This window comes from Kitasatospora sp. NPDC051914 (assembly GCF_040680995.1).
Classification (GTDB): Bacteria; Actinomycetota; Actinomycetes; order Streptomycetales; family Streptomycetaceae; genus Kitasatospora.
This window is the reverse complement of sequence record NZ_JBFAXX010000014.1, coordinates 99756-123251: the sequence shown is the minus strand read 5'-3', so window position 1 is coordinate 123251 and position 23496 is coordinate 99756. Positions and strand designations below refer to the sequence as shown.

The 23496-nt window shown below is 74.0% G+C and carries 21 protein-coding genes; 10 read left to right on the top strand and 11 right to left on the bottom strand.

Annotated features, from left to right (window positions below; all coding sequences use genetic code 11):
• Window positions 1-50: 50 nt before the first annotated feature.
• On the top strand, window positions 51-899 hold the full coding sequence (locus AB0M03_RS12100; protein ID WP_363491213.1) for an SAM-dependent methyltransferase: 849 nt from the start codon (window positions 51-53) through the stop codon (window positions 897-899).
• 67 nt (window positions 900-966) lie between these two features.
• Here the strand turns inward: AB0M03_RS12100 and AB0M03_RS12095 are convergent, their stop codons facing one another.
• From AB0M03_RS12095 to AB0M03_RS12075, 5 genes are all read right to left on the bottom strand, one after another.
• Complete coding sequence (locus AB0M03_RS12095; protein ID WP_363491211.1) at window positions 967-1875, bottom strand: carbohydrate ABC transporter permease; 909 nt, start codon at window positions 1873-1875, stop codon at window positions 967-969.
• Window positions 1872-3179 carry a sugar ABC transporter permease gene (locus AB0M03_RS12090; RefSeq protein WP_363491209.1) on the bottom strand — a complete coding sequence of 436 codons (1308 nt, stop codon included), beginning with the start codon at window positions 3177-3179 and terminating at the stop codon, window positions 1872-1874. The genes AB0M03_RS12095 and AB0M03_RS12090 overlap by 4 nt, the downstream gene beginning before the upstream one ends.
• Before the next feature lie 11 nt (window positions 3180-3190).
• Complete coding sequence (locus AB0M03_RS12085) at window positions 3191-4516, bottom strand: extracellular solute-binding protein (RefSeq protein ID WP_363491207.1); 1326 nt, start codon at window positions 4514-4516, stop codon at window positions 3191-3193.
• 348 nt (window positions 4517-4864) lie between these two features.
• Window positions 4865-6559, bottom strand: a complete 1695-nt coding sequence (locus AB0M03_RS12080) for a glycoside hydrolase family 13 protein (protein WP_363491205.1) — start codon at window positions 6557-6559, stop codon at window positions 4865-4867.
• 228 nt (window positions 6560-6787) lie between these two features.
• Complete coding sequence (locus AB0M03_RS12075; RefSeq protein ID WP_363491253.1) at window positions 6788-8002, bottom strand: ABC transporter substrate-binding protein; 1215 nt, start codon at window positions 8000-8002, stop codon at window positions 6788-6790.
• Between the two features lie 194 nt (window positions 8003-8196).
• On the opposite strand from AB0M03_RS12075, the gene AB0M03_RS12070 reads away from it, so the two are divergent.
• The 5 genes from AB0M03_RS12070 to AB0M03_RS12050 all read left to right on the top strand — a co-directional run bounded on the left by AB0M03_RS12070 (window position 8197) and on the right by AB0M03_RS12050 (window position 13540).
• The gene (locus AB0M03_RS12070; protein ID WP_363491203.1) at window positions 8197-8700 is read left to right on the top strand and encodes a PadR family transcriptional regulator; all 504 of its coding nucleotides are present in this window, start codon (window positions 8197-8199) and stop codon (window positions 8698-8700) included.
• Entirely contained in the window at window positions 8697-9455 is a 759-nt protein-coding gene (locus AB0M03_RS12065; RefSeq protein ID WP_363491201.1) for an ABC transporter ATP-binding protein, read from the top strand. The genes AB0M03_RS12070 and AB0M03_RS12065 overlap by 4 nt, the downstream gene beginning before the upstream one ends.
• A gap of 4 nt (window positions 9456-9459) precedes the next feature.
• Window positions 9460-11796, top strand: coding sequence for an FtsX-like permease family protein (locus tag AB0M03_RS12060; protein ID WP_363491199.1), 2337 nt, complete (start codon window positions 9460-9462; stop codon window positions 11794-11796).
• Between the two features lie 131 nt (window positions 11797-11927).
• Window positions 11928-12290, top strand: coding sequence for a YciI family protein (locus tag AB0M03_RS12055; protein ID WP_363491197.1), 363 nt, complete (start codon window positions 11928-11930; stop codon window positions 12288-12290).
• The gene (locus AB0M03_RS12050) at window positions 12290-13540 is read left to right on the top strand and encodes a DUF6596 domain-containing protein (RefSeq protein WP_363491251.1); all 1251 of its coding nucleotides are present in this window, start codon (window positions 12290-12292) and stop codon (window positions 13538-13540) included. Before AB0M03_RS12055 ends, AB0M03_RS12050 begins: the two co-directional genes overlap by 1 nt.
• Window positions 13541-13651: 111 nt before the next feature.
• Here AB0M03_RS12050 and coaE read toward each other — a convergent pair whose 3' ends face one another.
• Window positions 13652-14242 carry a dephospho-CoA kinase gene (gene coaE, locus AB0M03_RS12045; RefSeq protein ID WP_363491195.1) on the bottom strand — a complete coding sequence of 197 codons (591 nt, stop codon included), beginning with the start codon at window positions 14240-14242 and terminating at the stop codon, window positions 13652-13654.
• A gap of 189 nt (window positions 14243-14431) precedes the next feature.
• Here coaE and AB0M03_RS12040 point away from each other — a divergent pair, with 189 nt between their 5' ends.
• Entirely contained in the window at window positions 14432-15319 is an 888-nt protein-coding gene (locus AB0M03_RS12040) for an alkaline phosphatase family protein (RefSeq protein WP_363491193.1), read from the top strand.
• Window positions 15320-15331: 12 nt separating this feature from the next.
• Here AB0M03_RS12040 and AB0M03_RS12035 read toward each other — a convergent pair whose 3' ends face one another.
• The 3 genes from AB0M03_RS12035 to AB0M03_RS12025 all read right to left on the bottom strand — a co-directional run bounded on the left by AB0M03_RS12035 (window position 15332) and on the right by AB0M03_RS12025 (window position 17350).
• The gene (locus AB0M03_RS12035) at window positions 15332-15985 is read right to left on the bottom strand and encodes a class F sortase (protein WP_363491191.1); all 654 of its coding nucleotides are present in this window, start codon (window positions 15983-15985) and stop codon (window positions 15332-15334) included.
• A 40-nt stretch (window positions 15986-16025) separates the two neighbouring features.
• Window positions 16026-16538 carry a hypothetical protein gene (locus AB0M03_RS12030; RefSeq protein ID WP_363491189.1) on the bottom strand — a complete coding sequence of 171 codons (513 nt, stop codon included), beginning with the start codon at window positions 16536-16538 and terminating at the stop codon, window positions 16026-16028.
• Between the two features lie 170 nt (window positions 16539-16708).
• The gene (locus AB0M03_RS12025) at window positions 16709-17350 is read right to left on the bottom strand and encodes an MBL fold metallo-hydrolase (RefSeq protein WP_363491187.1); all 642 of its coding nucleotides are present in this window, start codon (window positions 17348-17350) and stop codon (window positions 16709-16711) included.
• Between the two features lie 63 nt (window positions 17351-17413).
• Between AB0M03_RS12025 and AB0M03_RS12020 the strand changes: the two genes are divergently transcribed.
• Entirely contained in the window at window positions 17414-17830 is a 417-nt protein-coding gene (locus tag AB0M03_RS12020) for a MarR family transcriptional regulator (RefSeq protein WP_363491185.1), read from the top strand.
• A 250-nt stretch (window positions 17831-18080) separates the two neighbouring features.
• The gene (locus AB0M03_RS12015) at window positions 18081-18215 is read left to right on the top strand and encodes a hypothetical protein (RefSeq protein WP_363491183.1); all 135 of its coding nucleotides are present in this window, start codon (window positions 18081-18083) and stop codon (window positions 18213-18215) included.
• Between the two features lie 96 nt (window positions 18216-18311).
• Here the strand turns inward: AB0M03_RS12015 and AB0M03_RS12010 are convergent, their stop codons facing one another.
• Both AB0M03_RS12010 and rpsA read right to left on the bottom strand, forming a co-directional pair.
• Window positions 18312-20519 (bottom strand): MMPL family transporter, encoded by a 2208-nt coding sequence (locus AB0M03_RS12010; protein WP_363491181.1) that lies wholly within the window; start codon window positions 20517-20519, stop codon window positions 18312-18314.
• 192 nt (window positions 20520-20711) lie between these two features.
• Window positions 20712-22202 carry a 30S ribosomal protein S1 gene (gene rpsA, locus AB0M03_RS12005; RefSeq protein WP_095876832.1) on the bottom strand — a complete coding sequence of 497 codons (1491 nt, stop codon included), beginning with the start codon at window positions 22200-22202 and terminating at the stop codon, window positions 20712-20714.
• Window positions 22203-22646: 444 nt separating this feature from the next.
• Here rpsA and AB0M03_RS12000 point away from each other — a divergent pair, with 444 nt between their 5' ends.
• Window positions 22647-23492, top strand: coding sequence for a class I SAM-dependent methyltransferase (locus AB0M03_RS12000; protein ID WP_363491178.1), 846 nt, complete (start codon window positions 22647-22649; stop codon window positions 23490-23492).
• Window positions 23493-23496: the final 4 nt, after the last annotated feature.

Here is a 23496-nt window from a genome sequence, read left to right as displayed (position 1 = left end):
CCCGTCTATGCTGCCGGGGTGAGAGTCGAACGGCTTCGGGGAGAGCGGACATGACCGAGCATCAGGACATATCGCTGGACTGGATGTCCGGCGGCGGCGAGGCGCACGTACCGGTCGACCTGCGCCCGGAGGTCCCGCACCCGGCCCGGATGTACGACTACTACCTGGGCGGCAAGGACAACTTCCCGGCGGACCGCGAGGCCGCGGAGAAGGTGCTGGCGCTGAGCCCGCTGGTTCGGATCAGCGCGCTGGCCAACCGGGCGTTCCTGCAGCGGGCGGTGCGCCACCTCGCCGAGGCCGGGGTGAAGCAGTTCCTGGACATCGGCACCGGCATCCCGACCGCGGGCAACACCCACGAGACGGCGCAGTTGCTGCACCCGGACGCCCGGGTGGCGTACGTGGACAACGACCCGATCGTGCTGGTGCACAGCCGGGCGCTGCTGGCCGGCTCCAGCCGCGGCACGGTCACCGTCACCCAGGCCGACCTGCGCGACCCGGCGAAGATCCTGGCCGACCCGCAGGTGCGCGAACTGCTGGACCTGGGGCGTCCGGTGGCGCTGCTGCTGTTCGCGGTGCTGCACTTCGTGGACGAGGCGGACGACCCGTACGGCATCGTGCGGACGCTGGTGGACGCGCTGCCGTCCGGCAGCCACCTGGCGATCTCGCACGCCACCGGGGACTTCGCGCCGCCCGCCGAGGCGGCCAAGGGCCCGGCGATCTACCGCAGCGCCACGGCGCAGCTGAGCATGCGCAGCAAGGACCGGGTGCTGAAGTTCTTCGACGGGCTGGAGCTGCTGGAGCCGGGCCTGGTGACGGCTCCGCTGTGGCGGCCGGACACGGCGCCGTCGCCGACCGACGCCGAGGTGGGCATCTGGGCCGGAGTGGGCCGCAAGGCCTGAGCCACCGGCCGGCGCCCGTGCCCTCGGGGGGTACGGGCGCCGTGCCGTTCCGTGCGGCGGGGGCGGTTCACTTGACGGAGCCGGCCATCGCGCCCTGCACGAAGTAGCGCTGGCAGGAGAAGAACACGGCGACCGGCACCAGCAGCGACAGGAAGGCGCCGGGGGCGAGGACGTCGAGGTTGCTGCCGAACTGCCGCATCTGGGACTGCAGCAGGACGGTGAGCGGCTGGGAGCCGCTGCCGGCGAAGACCAGCGCCACCAGCATGTCGTTCCACACCCAGAGGAACTGGAAGATCGCCAGGGAGGCGAGGGCGGGCACGGCGAGCGGCAGGGCGAGCCGGCGGAAGATCGTCCACTCGCCGCAGCCGTCGATCCGGGCGGCCTCCAGGAGCTCCTGCGGGATCTCCAGGAACTGGTTGCGCAGCAGGAAGACGGCGAACGGCAGCCCGTAGGCGACGTGGAAGAGCACCACGCCGGGGACGGTGCCGAACAGGCCGACGGCGCCGAGCAGCCGGGCGACCGGGATGAGGCCGATCTGCACGGGGACGACCAGCAGGCAGACGACCACCAGGAAGAGCCAGTCCCGGCCGGGGAAGTCCAGCCAGGCGAAGGCGTACCCGGCGAGGGCGGCGAGGGCGACGGTGAGCGCGGTGGCGGGCACCGAGATCAGCACGGTGTTCCAGAACGCGCCGAGCACCTCGCCGCCGCCGAGCAGGGCGGTGTAGTTGTCGAGGGTGAGCGTGGCGGGGCGGGCGAGCGCCGTCCACCAGCCGGAGGCGGCGCTGTCCTCCTTGGGCCGCAGCGAGGTGACGAGCAGGCCGACGGTGGGCATCAGCCAGAGCGCCGCGGCGATCAGCAGGACGGCCTGGACGGCGCCGCTGCGGGTGCGGGCGGCGAGCCTGGCGGCGAGGCCGGGCCGCGGCGGCCGGGCGGCCGCTGCGGAGTCCGACGCGGGGCGGGTGAGCAGCTCGGTCATCGGGTGCTCCTGCGGAAGCGGCGGATGTTGAGAACCATGGCGGGCACCACGAGCAGCAGCAGGAGCACGCCGAGGGCGCTGCCGAGGCCCTGGTCGTTGCCGCCGCCGAAGGAGACCAGCCACAGGCGCAGGGCGAGCACGCCGGCGTCCTGCTGGACGGGGCCGGGGGCGATGACGAAGACCAGGTCGAAGATCTTCATCACGTTGATGACCATGGTCACCAGGACGACGCCGAGGACGGGGGCGAGCTGGGGCACGGTGATCCGGCGGAAGATCTGCCATTCGCCGGCGCCGTCCATCCGGGCGGCCTCCAGGGTCTCCCGGGGGAGGTTGGCGAGTCCGCCGGCGATGACGACCATGGCGAAGCCGGCCCAGATCCAGACGTAGGCGCCGATGACCGCCGGGGTGACGAGTCCGGGGCCGAGCCAGGCGATGCCGCGGTAGGGGGCGGCGAAGTTCGCGGCGGGCAGGTCGACCGTGCCGCTCGTACGGCCGGGGAAGCGGAAGGATCCGTCGGCGGCCGTGGTGGTGGTCGCCACGGCCCTGCCGTCGTCGAGGAGGCGGACGGTGATGCCGGGCAGTCCGCGCTCCCCCGGGTCGATCGCGCCGGGGGTGCCGCCGCCCGGGGTGACGTCGAGGTACACGGTGCCGTGGACGCCGCCGTCGGCGGCGGAGGCGGCGGGTGCGGCTGCGGGCCTGGCGGCGGCCGGCAGGGTGGCCGGTTTGATGCCGACGAGCGGCACGGTGACGGCGGTGCCCGGCCCGGTCGCGGCGGTGCGCACGGAGCCGTCGGGTGCGGTGGCGGGCCCGCCGGGGCGGGGCCGGGCGCCGGGGTAGGACGGGTCCGGGTCGAAGGTGTCGTGGACGGCGACCGCGGCGGCGTTCAGGACGCCGCGCTGCGGGTCCTGCTCGTAGACGAGCCGGAAGGTGATGCCGGCGGCGAGGAAGGAGATCGCCATCGGCATGAACACCAGCAGCTTGAAGGCGGTGCCCCAGCGGACCTTCTCGGTGAGCACGGCGAAGACCAGGCCGAGGCCGGTGACCAGGGCGGGGGCGACGGCCACCCAGATCGCGCTGTTGCGCAGCGCGGTGAGGGTGGCGTCGTCGGCGAACGCGGCCCGGTAGTTGCCGAGCCCGACGAAGCCGGAGCCGGAGGCGTCGAAGAGGCTGCGGACCACGGACCAGCCGATGGGGTACAGCACCAGTGCGCCGAGCAGGGCGAGGGCGGGCAGCAGGAAGACCAGGGCCAGGCCCCGGCGCCGCAGGGCGGCGCCGGAGCTCCGGGGACGGGTGGGTGTCCTCATGGTTCGGTCCGTCAGCCCTTGTACGCGGCGGCCGCGGCGGCTTCGAGGCGCTGGGCGGTGCCGTTGACGTCGGCGGGGTTCGCCAGGAAGTCCTGGAGGAGCTTCCACTCGCCGCTGCCCTGGGTGCCGCCGAAGGCGGCGGGGGCCTGGTCGGAGAGGTCGAAGCGGAAGCCGTCGGCGGCGGCGATCAGCGACTGGGCGGTCTGCCGGGTGGTCTCGTCGGGGTAGGCGGCGGGCTTGAGCGCCTTGTTGGGCGAGAGGAAGCCGCCGGCGCCGGCCCAGACCTCGGCGGCCTCGGGGGTGGCGAGGTATTCGAGCAGGCGCTGGGCGGCGTCCTTGTGCTTGGCGTCCTTGAGGACGACCGCGGCGTCGCCGCCGCCGACCACCGGGGGCTTCCCGCCGCCGACGGCCGGGAACGGGAAGAACCTGGCGTCCTCGCCGACCTTCTTCTTCAGTTCGCCGGAGACGACGGCGCCGACGAAGTCGCCCTCGTAGACCATGGCGGCGGCGGGCTTGTCGCCGAACACGGCCTGGACGGACTCGGGGAAGTCGGTCTGCAGGGCGCCCTTGCCGCCGCCGGCGACGAGCTGCGGGTCTCCGAAGAGCTTGCCGAGGGTGGTGAGGGCGGCGACCACGGTCGGGTCGGTCCACGGGATTTGGTGCTTGGCGAGCTTGTCGTAGTTCTCGGGGCCGGCCTGGGAGAGGTAGATGTTCTCGAACCAGTCGGTGAGCGGCCAGCCGGCCTCGCCGGCGACGGAGAAGGCGGGCAGACCGGAGTCGGAGACGGTGCGGCCTGCGGTGAGCAGCTCGTCGAAGGTCGCGGGCGGCTTGACGCCGGCCGTCTCCAGGGCCGAAGGGCTGTACCAGACGGTCGACTTGTGGGCGGCCTTGAAGTACAGGCCGTAGAGGGTGCCGTCGACGGTGCCGTAGTCGGCCCAGATCTTGGCGAAGTCCTGGTGGAGGTGGTCGGCGACGGCGGGGGCGAGCGGTGCCAGCCAGCCCTTGCGGGCGAACTGCTGGAGGACGCCGAGCTGGGGCATCATCACGACGTCCGGCGGGTCGCCTCCCTCGATCTTGCTGCCGACGAGGGTGGAGACGTTGTCGCCGGTGGAGATGTAGACGGTCTTGGCGCCGGTCTTGGCGCTGAAGGCGTCCAGGACCTTCTGGAAGTTCTTCTGCTCGACGCCCGTCCAGGCGGCGGCGACGCTGACGGTCTGTCCGTCGAGCGGCTTGGCGGTGGCGTTGTCGGCGGCGGTGCCGGAGCTGCCGCAGGCGGTGGCCGTGGCGGCCAGTCCGAGGGTGGCCGCCAGGGCGGTGGCCGTTCGCAGGAATCGCATGGTGGTGTCCTCTCGTCGGCGCCCGGCCGGGGCCGGACGCCGTGCGGGGGTGGGGCCGGCCGTGGGCGGCCGGTCTGCCGGTGGAGGAGTGCCGTGGGTGCCCGCCCCGCCGCCGCGCAGGTGCGTGGCGCAGCGGGCGGCGGGGCGGGCTCGGCCGTGTGGGCGGCCGGCGCCGCGCGGGGAGGCAGGTCGCGCGGACGTTTCGGGGGGTGGCCCGTCCCGCGGGGGCGGGTGGGAGCCGCGGGGCGGGCCGACGGCCGCCGCACCGGTGAGGTCCGGGGCGGCCGGGGCCGCGGGTGTGGGCGCGCGGCCCGTTCGGGGTTGTTCCGGAAGGGTGGTGACGTTGCGTCAGAGCTTGGCGTTGCCGGCGATCCACCAGGCGGCGGTGGCCGCGGGCAGGGTGCAGGGCGGGCAGGGGCCGCTGGCGAGCAGCGGTTCGCCGTCGACGGGGGCCAGGGCGGGTTCGTCGCCGAAGTTGACGGCGCAGATCAGGCCGTCGCCGCGGACGAAGGCGAGGACGCCGGGCGGGGTGTCGATCCAGCGCAGGGTGCCTTCGCCGAGCTGGGGCAGGACGCGGCGCAGGTGGAGCGCCTCGCGGTAGAGGTGCCAGGCGGAGCCGGTGTCGGCGAGGGCGCGTTCGGCGGTGTGGGCGGCGAAGTGGGTGGGCTGCGGCAGCCAGGGCTGCTTGGCGCCCTCGGGGGCGAAGCCGAACGGGGGCTCCTGCCCGGACCAGGGCATCGGGATGCGGCAGCCGTCCCGGATGCCGGTGCGGTTTCCGGTGCGGTGGTAGATGGGGTCGGTGAGGGCCTCGTCGGGCAGGTCCTCGACCTCGGGGAGGCCGAGTTCCTCGCCCTGGTAGAGGTAGGCGGCGCCGGGCAGGGCGAGCATGAGGAGGGCTGCGGCGCGGGCGCGGGCGGCGCCGGTGAGCGGGTCGTCGGCGCCGAAGCGGGTGGTGGTGCGGACCTGGTCGTGGTTGTTGAGCACCCAGGTGACGGTGGATCCGGTGGCGGCGATGTCGCGGACGGCGTCGTCGACGACCCGGTGCCAGTGGGCGGCGTCCCAGGGGGCGTGCAGCAGGTGGAAGAAGAAGGCCTGGTGGAGTTCGTCGGGGCGCAGGTAGGCGGCCTGTTCGGCGGCGGTGGGCACGGAGGCCTCGCCGACGAGGAGGCGTTGGCGGCCGTCGCGGGCGGTGTACTCCTCGCAGACGGCCCGCCACCGGCGCCAGATGCCGTGCACCTCGGGCTGGTTCCAGGCGAGCGGGTTGACCGAGTCGCGGGTGCGTTCATCGGCCTCCGGGTCGGGCGAGTCGGGCAGTTCGGGGTGCTTGAACAGGCCTGCGGCGACGTCGATCCGGAAGCCGTCGGCGCCGCGGTCGAGCCAGAAGCGCAGGATGCGTTCGAACTCGGCGGCGACCTCGGGGCGGCGCCAGTTGAGGTCGGGCTGTTCGGGGGTGAACAGGTGCAGGTACCACTGGCCCGGACTGCCGTCGGCCTCGCGGATGCGGGTCCAGGCGGGGCCGCCGAACATCGCGCGCCAGTTGTTGGGCGGCAGTTCGCCGCCCTCGCCGCGGCCGTCGGCGAAGTGGAAGAGCGCGCGCTCGGGGCTGCCGGGTGCGGCGCGCAGGGCGGCCCTGAACCACGGGTGCTCGCGGGAGCAGTGGTTGGGCACGACGTCGAGGATCAGTCTGAGGCCGAGCAGGCGGCAGTCCTCGGCGAGCAGGTCGAAGTCGTCGAGGCTGCCGAACAGCGGGTCGACGGCGCAGTGGTCGGCGACGTCGTAGCCGTGGTCGTGCTGCGGGGAGGCGTAGAACGGGTTGAGCCAGATGCCGTCCACGCCGAGGCGCTTGAGGTACGGGAGGCGGGTGCGGACGCCGGCGAGGTCGCCGACGCCGTCGCCGTCGGAGTCCTGGAAGCTTCGGAGGTAGACCTGGTAGACGACCGCGTCCCGCCACCAGCGGCGGTCGGGGCCGGCGGCCGGAGGGGCGGTGAGCAGGGCGCGGCCGGGGGTGGCCGGCGGGTCGCCCGGGGTGGGGGACGTGAGCATTCGTCACCTTCAGGGAGGACACGGCGGAGCGGCGCCGCGGAGGAGCACGGTCCCCACTCGCGCCGTCCCGGGCGGCGGGGATACATGCATGTTAGGTAGGTAACCGGGAGGAGTCCAGAGCCCTTGCATGCCGTAAACACGGACAAAACTTGATAGATGAGGGCAAAAATCGAGGGCCCGGATACTTAACAAGTAAGTATCCGGGCCCTCGTCGGGTCGGGATCGGCCTCAGCCGGTGATCGCCTTGAGGTCCGCGGCCATCCGCGCGACCGCCTCGTCCGCGCTGCTGCGCCCCAGCAGCGCGTCGTACGCCGCCGCGCTCACCGCCAGGCTCAGCTGCTGGTACTCCGGCGACGCCGGCCGCTGCACCGCGCCGTCCAGCGCCTGCCGGACGGCCGGCAGGTACGGATAGCGTCGCACCAGCTCCGGGTCGGTGTACAGGTCCGCCCACACCGGCGGCAGACCGCCCTCGGTGAGCACCCGGCGCTGCACGTCCCGGCCGGTCAGGAAGCGGATCAGCTCACGCGCCGTCCGCTGGTGCCGGGAGCCCGCGTTGACCGCCAGGTCCGAACCGCCGAGCACCGAGGTACCCGGGCCGTCCGGCCCCGGCAGCGGCACCACCCCGAACCGGCCGGCCACCGCCGACCCCGGCCCCTCCGCCAGCGGGTACGCGTACGGCCAGCAGCGCAGGAACAGCAGCCGCCCGTCCTGGAACGCCTGCCGGGACTCCTCCTCGCGGTAACCGAGCGCCGCCCGCGGGATCCAGCCCTCCCGCACCCCGCGCGACAGGAACTCCAGCCCCGCCCGGGCCTGCGGGCCGTCCACCGCGACCGCACCCCGGTCGTCCAGCAGCCGCCCGCCCGCCGAACCGACCGCCTCCGCGACGTTCACCGTCAGGCCCTCGTACGGCAACAGCTGCCCCGCGTAGCCGTCCAGACCGTGCCGCGGCGCCGCCTCCCGCGCGAGCCGCTCCAACTCGGCCCAGGTGCGCGGCGGCTGCGCACCCTCCGCGGCCAGCACGTCACTGCGGTAGTACAGCAGGCCGACATTGGTCGTGAACGGCACCGCGTACAGCTTCCCGTTCCAGTGCCCGGTGCCAACCGCGGCGGGCAGCAGCGAACCGGTCGGCGTCTGCGCCGGGTCCAGCGGCGCGATCCAGCCCTTCTCCGCGAACTCCGCCGTCCACACCACGTCCAGGTTGACCACGTCGAAGCGGTCGCTGCCCCGGGCCAGCCCCTCGGCGAGCTGCGCACGCACCTCGTCCGCCGCGTCCGGCAGCTCCACCAGCGTCGCCCGCTCCCCGGGATGGCCGGTGTTCCAACTGTCCAACAGCCCCTGCAGATAGCCGGCCCGGTCCCGGCCGGTCACCAGCGTGACCGGCCCGATCCCCGACTCGTCGCCGCGCTGTGCGTCCCCGTCGGGCAGCGAACACCCGCCCGCCAGCAGCACACCGGCCAGCAGCCCCGCCAACTTCCCAAGACTCCGACGGCGCACCGCACCGACCTCCACTCCGCCCGCCGATGGGCCAGACGGCCTGCCTCGCGTACCGTGTGACCTTGCCGGACCCTCGGGACCGGCCGGACGACACGCCAATGACCACAGAGTATGCCGGGCGAAGAAGGGAGGGGAGGGTCCGAGTGCGGCTACCGCTGCTCGCGCTGCTCGCCAAGGAGCCCGCCCACGGATACGAGCTGAAGCAGGCCCTTGAGCAGACCTTCGGCGCGGCGTACCCTCGTGCGAACATCGGCCAGGTCTACGTCACCCTCGGACGCCTGGAGAAGGCCGGCCTCATCGAAGGCCGGGACGTCGCCCAGGACGGCAAGCCCGACAAACGCGTCTACGCCATCACCGACACCGGCCGCCAGGAGGTGGCCAAGTGGCTCACCGAGCCCACCGAGGGGCCGAGGGTCCGCGACGAGTTCTTCCTCAAACTCGTCCTGGCACCCGAGACGCAGCTGGCCGACCGGCTGACGCTGATCAACAACCAGCGCCGGCACTATCTCAACGTCATGCGCGGCCTCAACCGGATGGCCGCCGAGGAACGCGGCAACCAGGTCTCCCAGCTCCTCATCGAGGGCGCCGTCCTGCACCTGCAGGCCGACCTCGACTGGCTGGAGCGCTGCCAGGAGGAACTCACGTGACAGGCCAGGACAACGCCGTCCCGGTGCTGCGCGCCACGGGGCTCGTCAAGACCCACCGGGCCGGGCGCGGCGGCGCCGAGGTGAAGGCCGTCCGCGGCGTCGACCTCACCGTCGAACGCGGCGACTTCGTGGCGATCACCGGCCCCTCCGGCGCCGGCAAGTCCACGCTGCTCCACCTCCTCGGCGGCCTGCGGCGCCCCGACGCCGGCGAGATCCACCTCGACGGCCGGCGCGTCGATACCCTCCGCGAGGCCGACTGGGCCGTCCTGCGCCGCCGCAGGATCGGCATCGTCTTCCAGACCGGCAACCTCGTCTCCGACCTCACCGTCGCCGACAACGTCGAACTGCCCGCCCTGCTCGCCGGCCAGAGCGCCCGCGCCGCCCGCGAACGCCGCGAGGAACTCCTCGCCGACCTCGGCCTCACCGACCGGGCCGCCGCCTCCCCCGCCGCCCTCTCCGGCGGCGAACGCCAGCGCGCCGCCCTCGCCCGCGCCCTCGTCAACGACCCCGACCTGCTGCTCGCCGACGAACCCACCGGCAGCCTCGACAGCCGCAGCGCCCGCGAGGTCCTCGCCCTGCTCACCCGCCACCACGCCCGCGGCCGCACCATCGTGCTCGTCACCCACGACGCCCGGGTCGCGAGCAGCGCCGACCGCGTGGTCAGCCTCTTCGACGGCCTGATCACCGACGACGCCCGCGTCACGGACACCCCGCCCGCCCGCGGCGTCGGCGACGTCCTCGACCTGGGCGGCTGATCCCGTGCGCGCCGCCCTCCGCTGGATACACGCGGACCTCGCCGCCAACCGGCTGCCCGCCCTGCTCGTCGTGCTCGCCACCGCCGGCGTCTCCGCCGCGCTGCTGCTCGCCGGCGCCCTCCTCAACAACGTCACCGGGCCCTGGCAGCGCCAGTTCGCCCGCGCCGACGGCGCCCACGTGTGGATCGAGACCCGCACCGAACACGCCGACACCGCACTCGCCCTGCTGCCCGGCGTCACCGCGATCGCCGGCCCCTACCCCACCGCGACCGCCACCGTCACCGCCCGCAACGGGCAGCCCGTCACCGGCCCCGCCCTCCCCCTCGCGCTGCGCGCCGCCGACCCGCAGCCGCCCGCCGTCTCCACCCCGCTGCCCTCCTCCGGCAGCTGGCTGGACACCGCCCACCCCGACGGCATCGTCCTCGAACACTCCCTCGCCGCCGCCGCCTGGGCCCGCCCCGGCGACCTGCTCACCCTCCGCGGCCCCGACGGACAGGTGCACACCCTCACCGTCCGCGGCATCGCCGACAGCCCCGACCGCGCCCGCTACCCCGACCTGCGGCCCGGCCTCGCCTGGGTACTGCCGGGCACCCTCGACGCCGTCCAACCCGCCGCCGAACGCCGCGGCCACGCCGTCGGCCTGCGCCTCGCCCACCCCGCCGACGCCGACTACACCGCCCAGCGCGCCGTCACCGCCCTCGGCGGCGACACCGTCACCCGCGTCGCCACCTGGACCGACGCCCGCGACTCCCACGAACGCGAGAGCCGGCCCGCCGGCCTGCTGCTCGGCCTGTGCGGACTCGCCGCCCTCGCCGCTGCCGCCCTCGCCGTCGCCGGAGCGGCCGCCGGACGCATCGGCGCCCGCCTCGGTGACATCGCCACCCTCAAGGCCCTCGGCTTCACCCCCGCCGGCATCACCCGGATGTTCGTCCTCCAGCACCTGCTGCTCGCCGGCGCCGGACTCTTCCTCGGCGGCATCGGCGCCCTCACCGCCGCCGCCCTGTTGCCCGCCCTCGCCCCCGAACCCGGCGTCTCCACCACCCCCTGGTCGCTCTGGCAGGCCGTCTTCGGCAGCGGACCGCTCGCCGTCCTCGCCGCCCCCGCCTGCCTGCTCACCGTCGCCCTCGCCTCCGCCCTGCCCGCCCTGCGCGCCGCCCGCGTCCCGGCCGTCCCGCCCGCCGACGGCGAACCCGCCGCGGACCGCCCGCCCCGCCCCGCCCGGCTCGCCCTGCTCCGCCGGATGCCGCCCGCCCTGGTGCTCGGCGTCCGCGGCGCCGTCCGCGGCCGCAGCCGCACCGCGCTCGCCGCCGTCCGCATCGCCGTACCGATCGTCGCCTGCACCCTCGCCCTCACCGCCTGGTCCACCCTGGACGGCCTCGGCCGCACCGCCACCGCCGGCTCCCCCGCCACCCTCACCGTCCGCGCCGCCGGACCCGCCGACCCGCTGCCCGCCGCCCTCGCCGCCGACCCCGCCGTCTCCGGCGTCCACCCCGGTGCCGAACGCGAAGCCCTCGCCCCCGGCCAGTCCGCCACCGTCACCCTGCGCGCCCTCGGCACCACCGACCGCCCCTACCCCTTCGACGTCGTCGAAGGCCGCCCCGTCCGCGCCGTCAACGAGGCCGTCGCCGGCCAGGGCGCCCTCGACCTGCTCGGCATCCGCGTCGGCCAGTGGGCCCGCGTCACCACCGACGGCACCCCGCGCATCCTCCACGTCGTCGGACGCGTCGTCGAACCCGACCGCGGCGGACGCATCGTCTCCACCGCCCTGGACACCCTCGCCGACGCGGCCACCGCCGACCCGCAGCCCGACTACTGGACGATCACCCTGCGCCCCGGCGCCGACCCCGGCCGGGTCTCCACCGCCCTCGCCACCGCCTTCCCCGGTCGGCTCGACGTCCGCCCCACCAGCGCCCCCTTCACCGGCCTCGCCACCCTGCGCGCCGCCGTCGTCGGCCTGGTCGCCCTGCTCGCCCTGATCACCCTCGCCGAACTGCTCACCGTCGCCGCCGCCGCACTGCGCGCCCACCGCCGCGACCTCGCCCTGCTGCGCACCATCGGCCTCACCCCGCGGCAGGCCATGGCCCTCGTGGTGACCCGCTGCGCCACGGTCGCCCTGCTCGGCGCCCTCCTCGGCACCGCCGTCGGCGTGCCCCTCGCCCTCGCCCTCATCGACGCCCAGGGCGCCGCCACCGGCGTCGGCGCCGGCCTCGCCCACACCCCGTCCGCCGCGGCCCTCGCCGCCCTCGTCCTCGCCGCGGTGGCGGCCGCCGCCGGGACCGCCGCCCTCCCCGCCCTCCGTGCCGCCCGCGAACCCGCCGGCGAGGCCCTCCACCGCATCTGACTGCGCATTTCTCCGCGCCCCGGGCGGTTGTCCGAAATACTTTGCGGTCGGATGTCGAGGACCGGTGTCCCGCTCCGACTGATGGGTGACAGCGTGCCGCAGGGGCACGCAGGACGGGGAGGACACCCGGAATGAAGTACGTCGCGATGATCTACGGCAACCAGGCCAAGTGGGACTCCTTCCCCGCCGAGGCGTGGCCGGAGGCGATCGCCAAGCAGGAGGCGTTCAACGCGAAGTACCGCGAGAGCGGCGAACTGCTCGGGGCGTACGGCCTCGCCGACGCCGCCGCCGCACAGCTGGTGCGCCGGAAGGACGGCGCCCCCGCCGTCACCGACGGCCCGTACCTGGAGACCAAGGAGTACATCGCCAGCTTCTACCTGCTGGACTGCGAGAACCTGGAGCGGGCGCAGCAGATCGCTGCCGACATGCCGTTCGCCGACGTCGATCCGGTGGAGCTGTGGCCGGTCCTGCACGAGTCCCGGGCAGACCTGTGATCCGTGTGCCCCACGAGGTGGAGGGCCTGCTGCGGGAGCTGGCGCCGCAGGTCCTCGCCGCGCTGCTGCGCCGCTACGGCACCTTCGACACCTGCGAGGACGCGGTGCAGGAGGCGCTGCTGGCGGCCGCCGTGCAGTGGCCGGAGCAGGGGGTGCCGGACAGCCCGCGGAGCTGGCTGGTGACGGTGGCCTCCCGCCGGCTGGTCGACCAGGTGCGCAGTGAGGCGGCCCGGCGCCGCCGGGAGGACGCGCTGGCACTGGCCACCCCGCAGTCCGCGCTGCTGTCGCACGCCGCGGACACCGCCCCGGCCGCGGACCTGGACGACTCGCTGGCGCTGCTGTTCCTGTGCTGCCGTCCGTCGCTGTCCGCGCCGAGCCGGATCGCGCTGACGCTGCGGGCGGTCGGAGGTCTGACGACGGCGCAGATCGCGGCGGCGTTCCTGGTGCCGGAGGCGACGATGGCGCAGCGGATCAGCCGGGCGAAGCAGGCGGTGCGGGCCGAGGGCGCCCGGTTGGCGCTGCCCGAGGGGGCGGAGGCGGCGGAGCGGTTGGCCGACGTCCGGCACGTGCTGTACCTGATCTTCAACGAGGGGTACACGGCGAGCGGGGGTGCCGATCTGACGGTGCCGGAGCTGTCGGCGGAGGCGATCCGGCTCACCCGTCTGCTGCACCGGCTGGTGCCCCGGGACGCCGAGACGGCGGGGCTGTTGGCGCTGATGCTGCTCACGGACGCCCGCCGGCCGGCCCGCACCTCGGCGGACGGCGGCCTGGTGCCGCTGGCGGAACAGGACCGCGGCCGGTGGGACGGCCGGCTCCTCGCCGAGGGCCTGGACCTGATCGGCCGTACGCTGCCGCGCGGAGAGGCCGGGCCGTACCAGGTGCAGGCGGCGATCGCCGCGGTGCACGCCGAGGCGGGCCGCACGGAGGACACCGACTGGCCGCAGGTCCTCGTGCTGTACGAACTGTTGGAGCGGTTCGGGCCGAACCCGGTGGTCACGTTGAACCGGGCCGTCGCGGTGGCGATGGTGCACGGCCCGGATGCCGGACTCGACCTGGTGGAGGCGCTCCGGGCGGACCGGCGGACGGCCCGCCACCACCGCGTACTCGCGACCCGTGCCCACCTGTTGGAGCTGCGGGGCGACCGGGAGGCCGCCGCGCAGGCGTACCGGGAAGCGGCGGCCCGGACGGCCGGTGCACCCGAGCGCCGCCACCTCGCGGCCCGCGCGCGAAGCCTGGAGGCCCCGGCCTGAAGCCGGTAGGGGCGCGTGGGGCAACCGCTCAGGGGCGCGGGGAACTGCGCAATTCGGATGCGGGCCACCGTACGGATCAGGGGTCGTCCCTGTCTGTCAGCACTACCGCCCCTATCGGTTGCCCAGCTGCTCCCAGACCTCGTGGACGCGGGTGGTCAGGGCGTCCAGCGAGCCGCTGTTGTCGATGACGATGTCGGCGACGGCGAGGCGCTCCTCACGGGTGGCCTGGGCGGCCATCCGGGCCTTCGCCTCGTCCTCGGCCATGCCCCGCAACCGCACCAGCCGCTCCAGCCGGACGTCGTCGGGCACGTCGACGACGACGACCTTCTCGTAGAGCGGGGCGAGCCCGTTCTCGGCGAGCAGCGGCACGTCGTGCACCACGATGTCGCCGGGCCCTGCGGCGGCTTCGAGTTCGGCGGAGCGGGCGCGGACGAGCGGGTGGACGATGGCGTTCAGGGCGGCGAGCCGGTCGGGGGCGCCGAAGACCAGCCGGCCGAGGGCGGGCCGGTCGAGCGAGCCGTCCGCCTGGAGCACCCCGGGGCCGAACTCGGCGGCGACGGCCCGCAGTCCGTCGGTGCCGGGGGCGACCACCTCGCGGGCGATCAGGTCGGAGTCCACGATCACCGCGCCGAGTGCCGCGAGCTGCCGCGACACCTCGCTCTTGCCCGCGCCGATCCCGCCAGTCAGTCCGATCCTCAGCATGGCGCCAGGCTACCGCCCGGTCACCTGTGGCCGTCGGCCGCTCCCCCGGCCGGTCGCGGCGGGGGGAACGCGGGTCGAACATCCGGCGGCGGTACGGCGAATTCCCTGCCGCCCGGGGAGCGAACGGGCAGGTGGGGCGTTCGACGCTGGTTAGGGTGCCGGGGAGCGTCCCACCCGAGAGGAGCACCGATGTCCCCCACCTGGCCCGCCGGTCCGAGGCGAGTGCTGGTCGTCGGCATCGACGGCGTCCGGCTCGACCTGCTGCCGTCGCTGCACACCCCGCACCTGGACGCGGTGGCCGCGGCGGGCTTCCTCGCCGGGGTGCAGGTGGACGAGGCGACGCCGACGATGTCCGGGCCGTGCTGGGCGACCGTGGTGACCGGTGTCGGGGTGGCCAAGCACGGCGTGTTCGGCAACCACTTCGGCGGCAACCGGCTGGACGTCTTCCCGGACTTCACCACCCGGCTGGCGGCCGTGCACCGGCGCCGGACCTTCGCGGCGGGCGGCTGGGAGCCGCTGTTCCTGGCCCGCAGCGGCGGCCCGCTGTTCGCGGCGCCCGGGCGGCTGGCGTACATCGCGCCGCTGGAGGACACCCCGGAGGCGTGGGAGGTCTGCGACGAGCGGGTGACCGCGGAGGCCGAGTACGTGCTGGGGCGAAGCGACGACGATCCGCAGGCCTCGTTCGTCTACCTGGGCGCGGTCGACGAGACGGCGCACTTCCTCGGCTGCGGCGAGGAGTACCGGCGCTCGGTGGAGACCGCGGACGCCCGGCTCGGCCGGCTGCTGGCGGCGGTCCGCGGCCGCGCCGGGTACGCCGGGGAGGAGTGGACGGTGATCGTGGTGACCGACCACGGGCACCTCGACGGCGGCGGCCACGGCGGGCGCACCGAGGTGGAGCGCACGGCGTGGATCGCGGCGTGCGGCCCGGGGATCGTCCCGGGCGGGCCGGTGCTGCCGCTGCACCACGCCGATGTGGCGGCGCACGTGTACGTGGCCCTGGAGATCGTGCCCGACCCGCACTGGACGCTGGACGGCCGTCCGTTCACCCCGGTCGCCGAGCCGGTCCCCGTGGCCTGACGGTCCGTCACGTCACAGTGCCTGCACCAGGTGGGCGTAGACCACCACGTTGCCCCGGTAGCCGGTGGCGCGGGTGTAGCCGCCCCCGCAGGTGATGACCCGCAGTTCGGGCCGGGCGGTGGCGCCGTAGACCCGGTCGTCGGGGAAGCCGTCCTTGGGGTGCACCTCGACGGCGTCGACCTCGAAGCGGGCGGTGGTGCCGTCGGCGCGCTGCACGTCGAGGGTGTTGCCGCGGTGCAGGGAGCCGAGCGCCCAGAAGACGGCGCGGCCGCGGTCGGTGTCGACGTGGCCGACCAGCAGGGCGTTGCCGGCGCTGCCGGGGGCGGCGCCGAGGCGGTACCAGCCGGCGAGGTTCCGGTCGGCCGCGGGCGGCACCTCGAGTCCGCCCGCCGGGCCTGGGCCGACGCCGGTGACAGGGGCGTCCACGCCGATCGCGGGGATGCGCAGCCGGGTCGGCACGGAGAAGGGCATCGCCACCTGCCCGGCCGCGGCGCGGGCGGCACCGGGGGTCGGGCCGGTGGGTGTCGGACGGGTGTCCGCGGGCCGGGCGTCGGCCGCGGGGGGCGCGGGCGGGGCCTCGGTGTGCGTGCCGTCGGCCACCAGCCAGGCGCCGACGGTCGCGGCGACCGTGGCCGTGGCGAGGCCTGCACGGGCCGCGCGGGTCATGGGCCGTCGCACCGTCGGCGCCTTTCTCGCACTGGGTTCGTCAGGCCCGGGCCGGGCGCCTGCGGCGCAGCGCGAGGGTGCCGCCGGCGAGGCCGGCCGCGAGCAGGGCCCCTCCGGCGGCGGTCTCCATGGGATCGGCACCGAGGGCGCCTCCCCCGCCTCCGGCGAGGGAGGGGCCCTTGGGCACGGGTGCGTTGGTGGTCGGGAACAGCTCCGGGCCGCAGGTGATGACCGCGGACGCGCTGCCGACGGTCACTTCGACCGTCCCGGCGCTCTTGGTGACGACCTTCGTCCCGGCGGGGGTGGTGAAGCTGGTGCCGGGGGCTCCCGGGATGCGCTCGCCGCCCTGGGTCTGCGCCACGCGGACGTCGCCGACTCCGGCGCAGGCGACGATGTCGCCGTTCACGAGCTCCAGACTGCCGCCCTCGGTACGGCCCTTGACGGGTGTCGCCGTGCCGCCGTCCGCGTGTGCGGTGGCGGCGCCTGCGGTGAGCATCGCGAGCACTCCGCAGGCCACGGCGGCGGCTGCACCAGCTCTCGTCCCGACCGACATCTGTCCTCCTCGCCCGTGGAGCCGCGACCGTTCCGCGGTCCCTGGTCCCAAAGGGTCCCGGAGCAAGGGCGGACATACCACCGCCAATCGGGTGTTTATAACGACAACTCGCATAATCCGCTTACGAATTGTCAGGGTGGCGGCGAAGCCGGCCCGACGGCGCCGGCCGCTCAGCCGAGGTCCAGCTGCTCCCCGGCGGCGAGTTGGGCGAACGGCGCCCCGGTGCCGGGGCCGCCCTCGCCGAGGAGACGGCCGTGCACCATCTGTCCGACATCGCTGAGCACCGCCTCGTGGATCGCCAACGCCCGGCCGGGGCCCGCCTCGCGGACGTAGTCGATGAGCTCCGACACCTTGGCCCACGGCCCGGCGATCGGCAGCAGCAGCACGTCGATCGGGTTCGGCGGCACGGTCAGCGCATCGCCCGGGTGGAAGACCCGCCCGTCCAGCAGGAAACCGATGTTGCCGACGCGCGGGATCTCGGGGTGGATGACCGCGTGCCACTCGCCGTGGACACTGACGCCGAGGCCGTTGATGTCGAAGGCGTCGCCCTCGCCGACCACGGTGACGCGGGTACCGATGCCCTCGAGCTTGTCGGCCACCGAACGGTTGGTCCAGATCCGCAGCCCGGGGTCGGCCTCGACGGCGGCGCGCAGCCGCTCCTCGGCGAAGTGGTCCATGTGCTCGTGGGTGATCAGGACGGCGTCCGCGCCGCGGGTGGCGTCGGCCTCGGTGAACAGGCCGGGGTCGATGACGACGGTGGTGCCCTGGTGTTCGATCCGGACGCAGGCGTGCCCGAGTTTGGTCAGTCGCATGGGCAAAACATTACAGCAAGACTGCACAGATGTGCTGCACATCTTTCCGGTAGCATCGTTCCCATGGACGAGGTCGATCCCCTGGAGCTGGCCGCCGAACTTCGCACCGCGATCGGCACCCTGGTACGCACCCTGCGGCCCGGCGACGAACTGCCGCAGAACCAGGCCGCCGTCCTCGGCTGGCTGGTCCGCGAGGGCCCCCGCACCACCAGCGAGCTGGCCGCCCTGCAGCGGGTGCGCCACCAGTCGATGGCCCGTACGGTCGCCCTGCTCTCCGAGGCCGGCCTGGTGGAGCAGCGCCCGCACGCCACCGACGGCCGCAAGCTGCTGATCACGGCCACCGACGCGGGCACCGCCGCCCTGCACGCCCAGCGGGCCCGCCGCGAGGGCACCATCGCCACCGCCCTCACCGAACGGCTCACCCCGGAGGAGTTGCACGTCCTCCGGCAGGCGGTCCCCCTCCTCCGCCGCCTGGCCTAGACAGACCCCTCGAAGGGACTGGGCAATCCATAGGGGCGCGTGGGGGCACCTCCCGGCCGAAGGCTGGGGGAGAACTGCGCAATTGGGATGCGGGCCACGTACGAGCCGGGAGTCGCCCCAAGTCTTTCCAGGTACCCACCCTCGGCTTGTGCAGTTCTCCCCCAGCCTTCGGCCGGGAGGCACATGCCGGACGGCTCGACCGCGCGTCGGTCAGGCCGCCCGGTTCCGCGCATCCGAAGGGACGCCCGCCATGACCCCCGTCCATACCGCCCTGGTCCTCGCCGCCGCCGTCTGCGGCCTGCTGCTCGGCACCGCGGGCTCCACCGCAGCCTGCGACCCGCTGGACGTGGCCCCCGGCTTCGGCAACGCCTGCATCAACCGCTGACCGGACGAGGGCACACCGCGAACGCCGACGGCGGCCGGCAGCGGGCCGCGCCCGCACCGACCGCCGTCCGCGGCGTCCGTGTCCGATCCCCCGGGGTCAGCTCCCGACGACCACCCGTCCGGCGTCGGCGCGCTGCGCCGGCAGCACCGGGCGTGCGGCGAGCGGCGGCAGGTCGACGTGCTCGCTCAGGCCGATCCGGCGGTGCAGCTTGCGCAGCGGCGCCGGCGCCCACCAGTTGAACTCGCCGGCCAGGCTCATCGCGGCCGGCACCAACAGGCACCGCACAAGGGTGGCGTCCACCGCGACGGCCACCGCGAGGGCGATGCCCATCTGCTTGACCATGAGCATCTGCCCGGCGGCGAAGCCGGCGAAGACGATCACCATCAGCAGGCCCGCCGAGGTGATGATCCGGCCGCTGCGCTGGAGTCCGAGCTGGACGGAGCGGGTGGAGTCGTGGCCCTGGTCGTACAGCTCCTTGATCCGGGAGAGCAGGAACACCTCGTAGTCCATCGACAGCCCGAAGGCGAAGGCGAAGACCAGCACCGGGACGAAGGGTTCCAGGCCGCCCGCCGGGGTGAAGCCGAGCAGGCCGCTGAACCAGCCGTGCTGGAAGACCAGGGTGAGCGCGCCGAGCGAGGCCCCGAGCGACAGCAGGTTCATCAGCAGGGCCTTGACCGGCATCACGGCCGAACCGGTCATCAGGAAGAGCAGCACCAGGGTGCCGACCGCGACCAGGCCGAGCGCCCACGGTCCGCGGGTGGAGACCTCGTGCTGGAAGTCGACGACGGAGGCCGCGTCGCCGGTGACGTAGGTGGTGAGCCCGCCGCGGTCGGCCCGCAGCTCGTCGACCACCTTGCGGGCCCGGTCGCCCTGCGGGTCGCCCTTCACCATGACGTCGACGGTGGTGAGGTCGTCGCCGACCGGGGTGACCGCGCGGACGCCGGAGACGCCCGGCAGCTTGGCGACCACGTCGTCGGCGTACGCCTGCGCGGCCTTCTGGTTGCTCGCCACGACCACGGTGACGGGGGCGGGGGCCTGGTCCGGGAAGCGCTGCGCGACGGTGTCGGCGACCTGCCGGGAGGCGAAGGACTTGGGGAGCACGTCCGCGCCGGAGCTGCGCGGCTCGGCGCCCAGGAACGGCGCGCCGGCGGCGGTCAGCAGGGCGACGCAGAGCAGCATCACCGGCATCGCGCGCTTCTGCACGCGGCGGACCGTCCGGGAGAAGAAGCCCTCGTCGGGGACGGGCTCGGTCGGCGTCTTGATCCGGCGGCCGACGAAGCCGAGCAGGGCGGGGACGAGGGTGAGGGCGGCGGCCATCGCGATCACCACGACGCTCACGCCCGCCACCCCGACCGCCCGGAAGACCGGACTGGTGAAGACGAACAGCCCCGAGAGGGCGACGGCGACGGTGAGGCCGGAGAACGCGACGGTGCGGCCCGCGGTGGCCGCGGTGCGCTCCACGGCCTGGGCGATGGTGGCGCCGAGGCCGCGCTCCTCGCGGAAGCGGTTGACCATCAGCAGCGCGTAGTCGATGGAGAGGCCGAGGCCGAGCACGGTGGCGATCGGCAGCACGCTGGTGTCGATGTCCATGATCCGGCTGAAGCCGAACATGGCGAGCAGGGCGCCGCCCACCGAGGCGATCGCGCCGATGCCGGGAAGGCCCGCGGCGGCCAGGCCGCCGAACACCAGCACCATGACGATCAGGGTCAGCGGCAGGGTGACGATCTCGCCGAAACGGGTGTCCTTCTCGGTCTGGTCCTTGACCTCCTGCTCCAGCACCAGGTCGCCGCCGACGGTGACGTGCGCGCCCGCGGCGTCGATCTTCTCCAGCCGCTCGGTGACGGCCTCGATCTGGGCGGGGGTGGAGGAGTCGGCCATCCGGACGGCGACCAGGCTCGCCCGGCCGTCGGCGGAGGCCATCCCCGGGGCGCCGGAGTAGGCGTCGGCGACGGAGGAGACGCCCGGCAGGTGCGCGAGGTCGTCGGCGGCCGTGGTGACCGCGGTGCGGACGGCCCGGTCGGAGACCGGGGCGCCGTCCACCACGGCGGTGACCGTCCCCTTGACCGGGTCGGCGGCCTGGACGACCGCGGTGCCCCGGGCGGCCTCGGAGCCGCCCGTCCCGCCGCCGGCGACCGAGCTCTCGAAGACGCGGCCGCCGATCAGGACGCCGGCCGCGAGGATCAGGGCCCAGAAGGCGAGGACCCAGCGGCGGTGGCGGTAACACGCTCGACCGAGGGCTGCGAGCCGCCCGCTGACACGGTGGTCGGCGGGCGAGGGCGAGGCAGCGGGGAGGGGTTTGCGCATGAAGGAGCCTTTCGGGCAGTTCCCCCTCAATGTAGGTGCAAAGTCCGATTCGTCCTATAGGCGGACGATGAGCCCCATCTCACAATCCTCTTCGCATAAAAGACACATAAGAAATGTCGGACAACAAAGCGGAACCCCCGCCCGGATCAACCGGGCGGGGGTTCCGCCTACTGCTCAGCTCTCAGGCTGCGATCAGCTCTGGCCGCCGGCCAGCTTCTCGCGCAGAGCGGCGAGCGCCTCGTCCGAAGCGAGAGCGCCGGAGCCCTCGTCGCTGCTGGAGGAGTACGAACCGCCACCGGAGACCGGGGCCTCCTCGCCGGCCTCGGCGGCAGCGGCGGCGTCGGCCTCGCGGCTCTTGATGACCTGGGCCTGGTGCTGCTCGAAGCGGGCCTGGGCCTCGGCGTACTGCCGCTCCCACTCCTCGCGCTGCTTCTCGAAGCCGGGCAGCCAGTCGTTCGCCTCGGGGTCGAAGCCCTCCGGGTAGATGTAGTTGCCCTGGTCGTCGTAGGACGCGGCCATGCCGTACAGGGTCGGGTCGAACTCGACCGACGCCGGGTCGGCACCGAGGGACTCGTTGGCCTGCTTCAGCGAGAGGCTGATGCGACGACGCTCGAGGTCGATGTCGATGACCTTGACGAAGATCTCGTCGCCGACCTGGACGACCTGCTCCGGGATCTCGACGTGGCGCTCGGCCAGCTCGGAGATGTGGACCAGGCCCTCGATGCCCTCGTCCACGCGGACGAACGCACCGAACGGAACCAGCTTGGTGACCTTACCCGGAACGACCTGGCCGATCTGGTGGGTACGGGCGAACTGCTGCCACGGGTCCTCCTGGGTCGCCTTCAGCGACAGGGAGACGCGCTCGCGGTCCATGTCCACGTCGAGAACCTCGACGGTGACCTCCTGGCCGACCTCGACGACCTCGGACGGGTGGTCGATGTGCTTCCAGGACAGCTCGGAGACGTGCACCAGGCCGTCGACGCCGCCCAGGTCCACGAAGGCACCGAAGTTGACGATCGAGGAGACGACGCCGGAGCGCACCTGGCCCTTCTGCAGGGTGGTGAGGAAGGTCTGGCGGACCTCGCTCTGGGTCTGCTCCAGCCAGGCACGGCGGGACAGGACCACGTTGTTGCGGTTCTTGTCCAGCTCGATGATCTTGGCCTCGAGCTCCTTGCCGACGTACGGCTGGAGGTCGCGGACACGGCGCATCTCGACCAGCGAGGCCGGGAGGAAGCCGCGGAGGCCGATGTCGAGGATGAGACCACCCTTGACGACCTCGATGACGGTACCGGTGACGATGCCGTCCTCTTCCTTGATCTTCTCGATCGTGCCCCAGGCGCGCTCGTACTGGGCGCGCTTCTTGGACAGGATCAGGCGACCCTCCTTGTCCTCCTTCTGGAGGACCAGGGCCTCGATGTTGTCGCCGACGGAGACAACCTCGTGCGGGTCGACGTCGTGCTTGATCGAGAGCTCACGGGACGGGATGACACCCTCGGTCTTGTAACCGATGTCGAGGAGCACCTCGTCACGGTCGACCTTCACGATGACGCCCTCAACGATGTCGCCGTCGTTGAAGTACTTGATGGTCTCGTCGATCGCCGCGAGGAACGCGTCCGCGTCGCCGATGTCGTTGACCGCAACCTGCGGGGTGGTGCTGACAGAGGTGTCGGTGGGGCTCGTCATTAGGAAAAGGGCTCCGGTACGGACATGAAGTCGTAGGTAATGCCACGCGGAGGGCCCTGATCGCTCCCACCGAAAGCCGGACAGCCAAGAACACGGCGCACCGACCCCCGCGAAGAATCCCGAGAAGAATCCTGAAGGGTAGGCGTCCGTCTTGCAGACCGTGGGGTCTTCGACAGATGCGAGCGCGACCTGCTCCGTCCGAGGCGCGCAGGCCCGCAGCGCAACTTGTAGCATACGGGGACAGCCGGGCACGGTCAACGCGAAGGGCGTCGAGCCGGTGGAGGCCGGGATCGATCAGGCCATATCCTCCGATAGCGCACCCGGACGGCGGCTGTCGCAGGAGTGACGTCCCCGGATGCCACCGCCCCGACCCGGCCCCGTACGGAGCCGTTTCACGGCAGCGGCGCTTCCGCACCCGACACCCTACGCGAGGGCCCCAGCATCGTGACCACCACCCCCGACCACCTCGCCGGCGACGACAGCGACGAGGACGACGCCGTACGGCGCCCGGCCGGCCCCGGCGAGTCCAGCCGGGCCAGCCGCCACTGGTGGGACCGCAACGCCGACGAGTACCAGGACGAGCACGGCGCCTTCCTCGGCGACGACCGCTTCACCTGGTGCCCCGAGGGCCTCGACGAGGCCGACGCCCGCCTGCTCGGCGACCCCGCCGCACTCCGGGGCCTGGACGTGCTGGAGCTCGGCGCCGGCGCCGCCCAGTGCTCCCGCTGGCTCGCCGCCCGCGGCGCCCGCCCCGTCGCCCTCGACATCTCCCACCGGCAGCTCCAGCACTCCCGGCGGATCGACCTCGACCGCGGCACCGAGCCCGTCGCCGTCGTCCAGGCCGACGCCGCCGTACTGCCCTTCGCCGACGGCTCCTTCGACCTCGCCTGCTCCGCCTACGGCGCGGTGCCCTTCTCCGCCGACACCGCCGCCCTGATGCGCGAGGTCCACCGGGTGCTGCGGCCCGGCGCCCGCTGGGTCTTCTCGGTGACCCACCCCATCCGCTGGGCGTTCCCCGACGAACCCGGCGTCGAGGGCCTCACCGCCACCTCCTCCTACTTCGACCGCACCCCCTACGTCGAACAGGACGAGCAGGGCCACGCCACCTACGTCGAACACCACCGCACCATCGGCGACCGGGTCCGCGAGCTCACCGCCGCCGGCTTCCGGCTGCTCGACCTGGTCGAACCCGAGTGGCCCGACGGGCACGACCAGGAGTGGGGCGGCTGGTCCCCGCTGCGCGGCCGGCTCATCCCCGGCACCGCGATCTTCGTCGCACAGCGGGGCTGAGCAC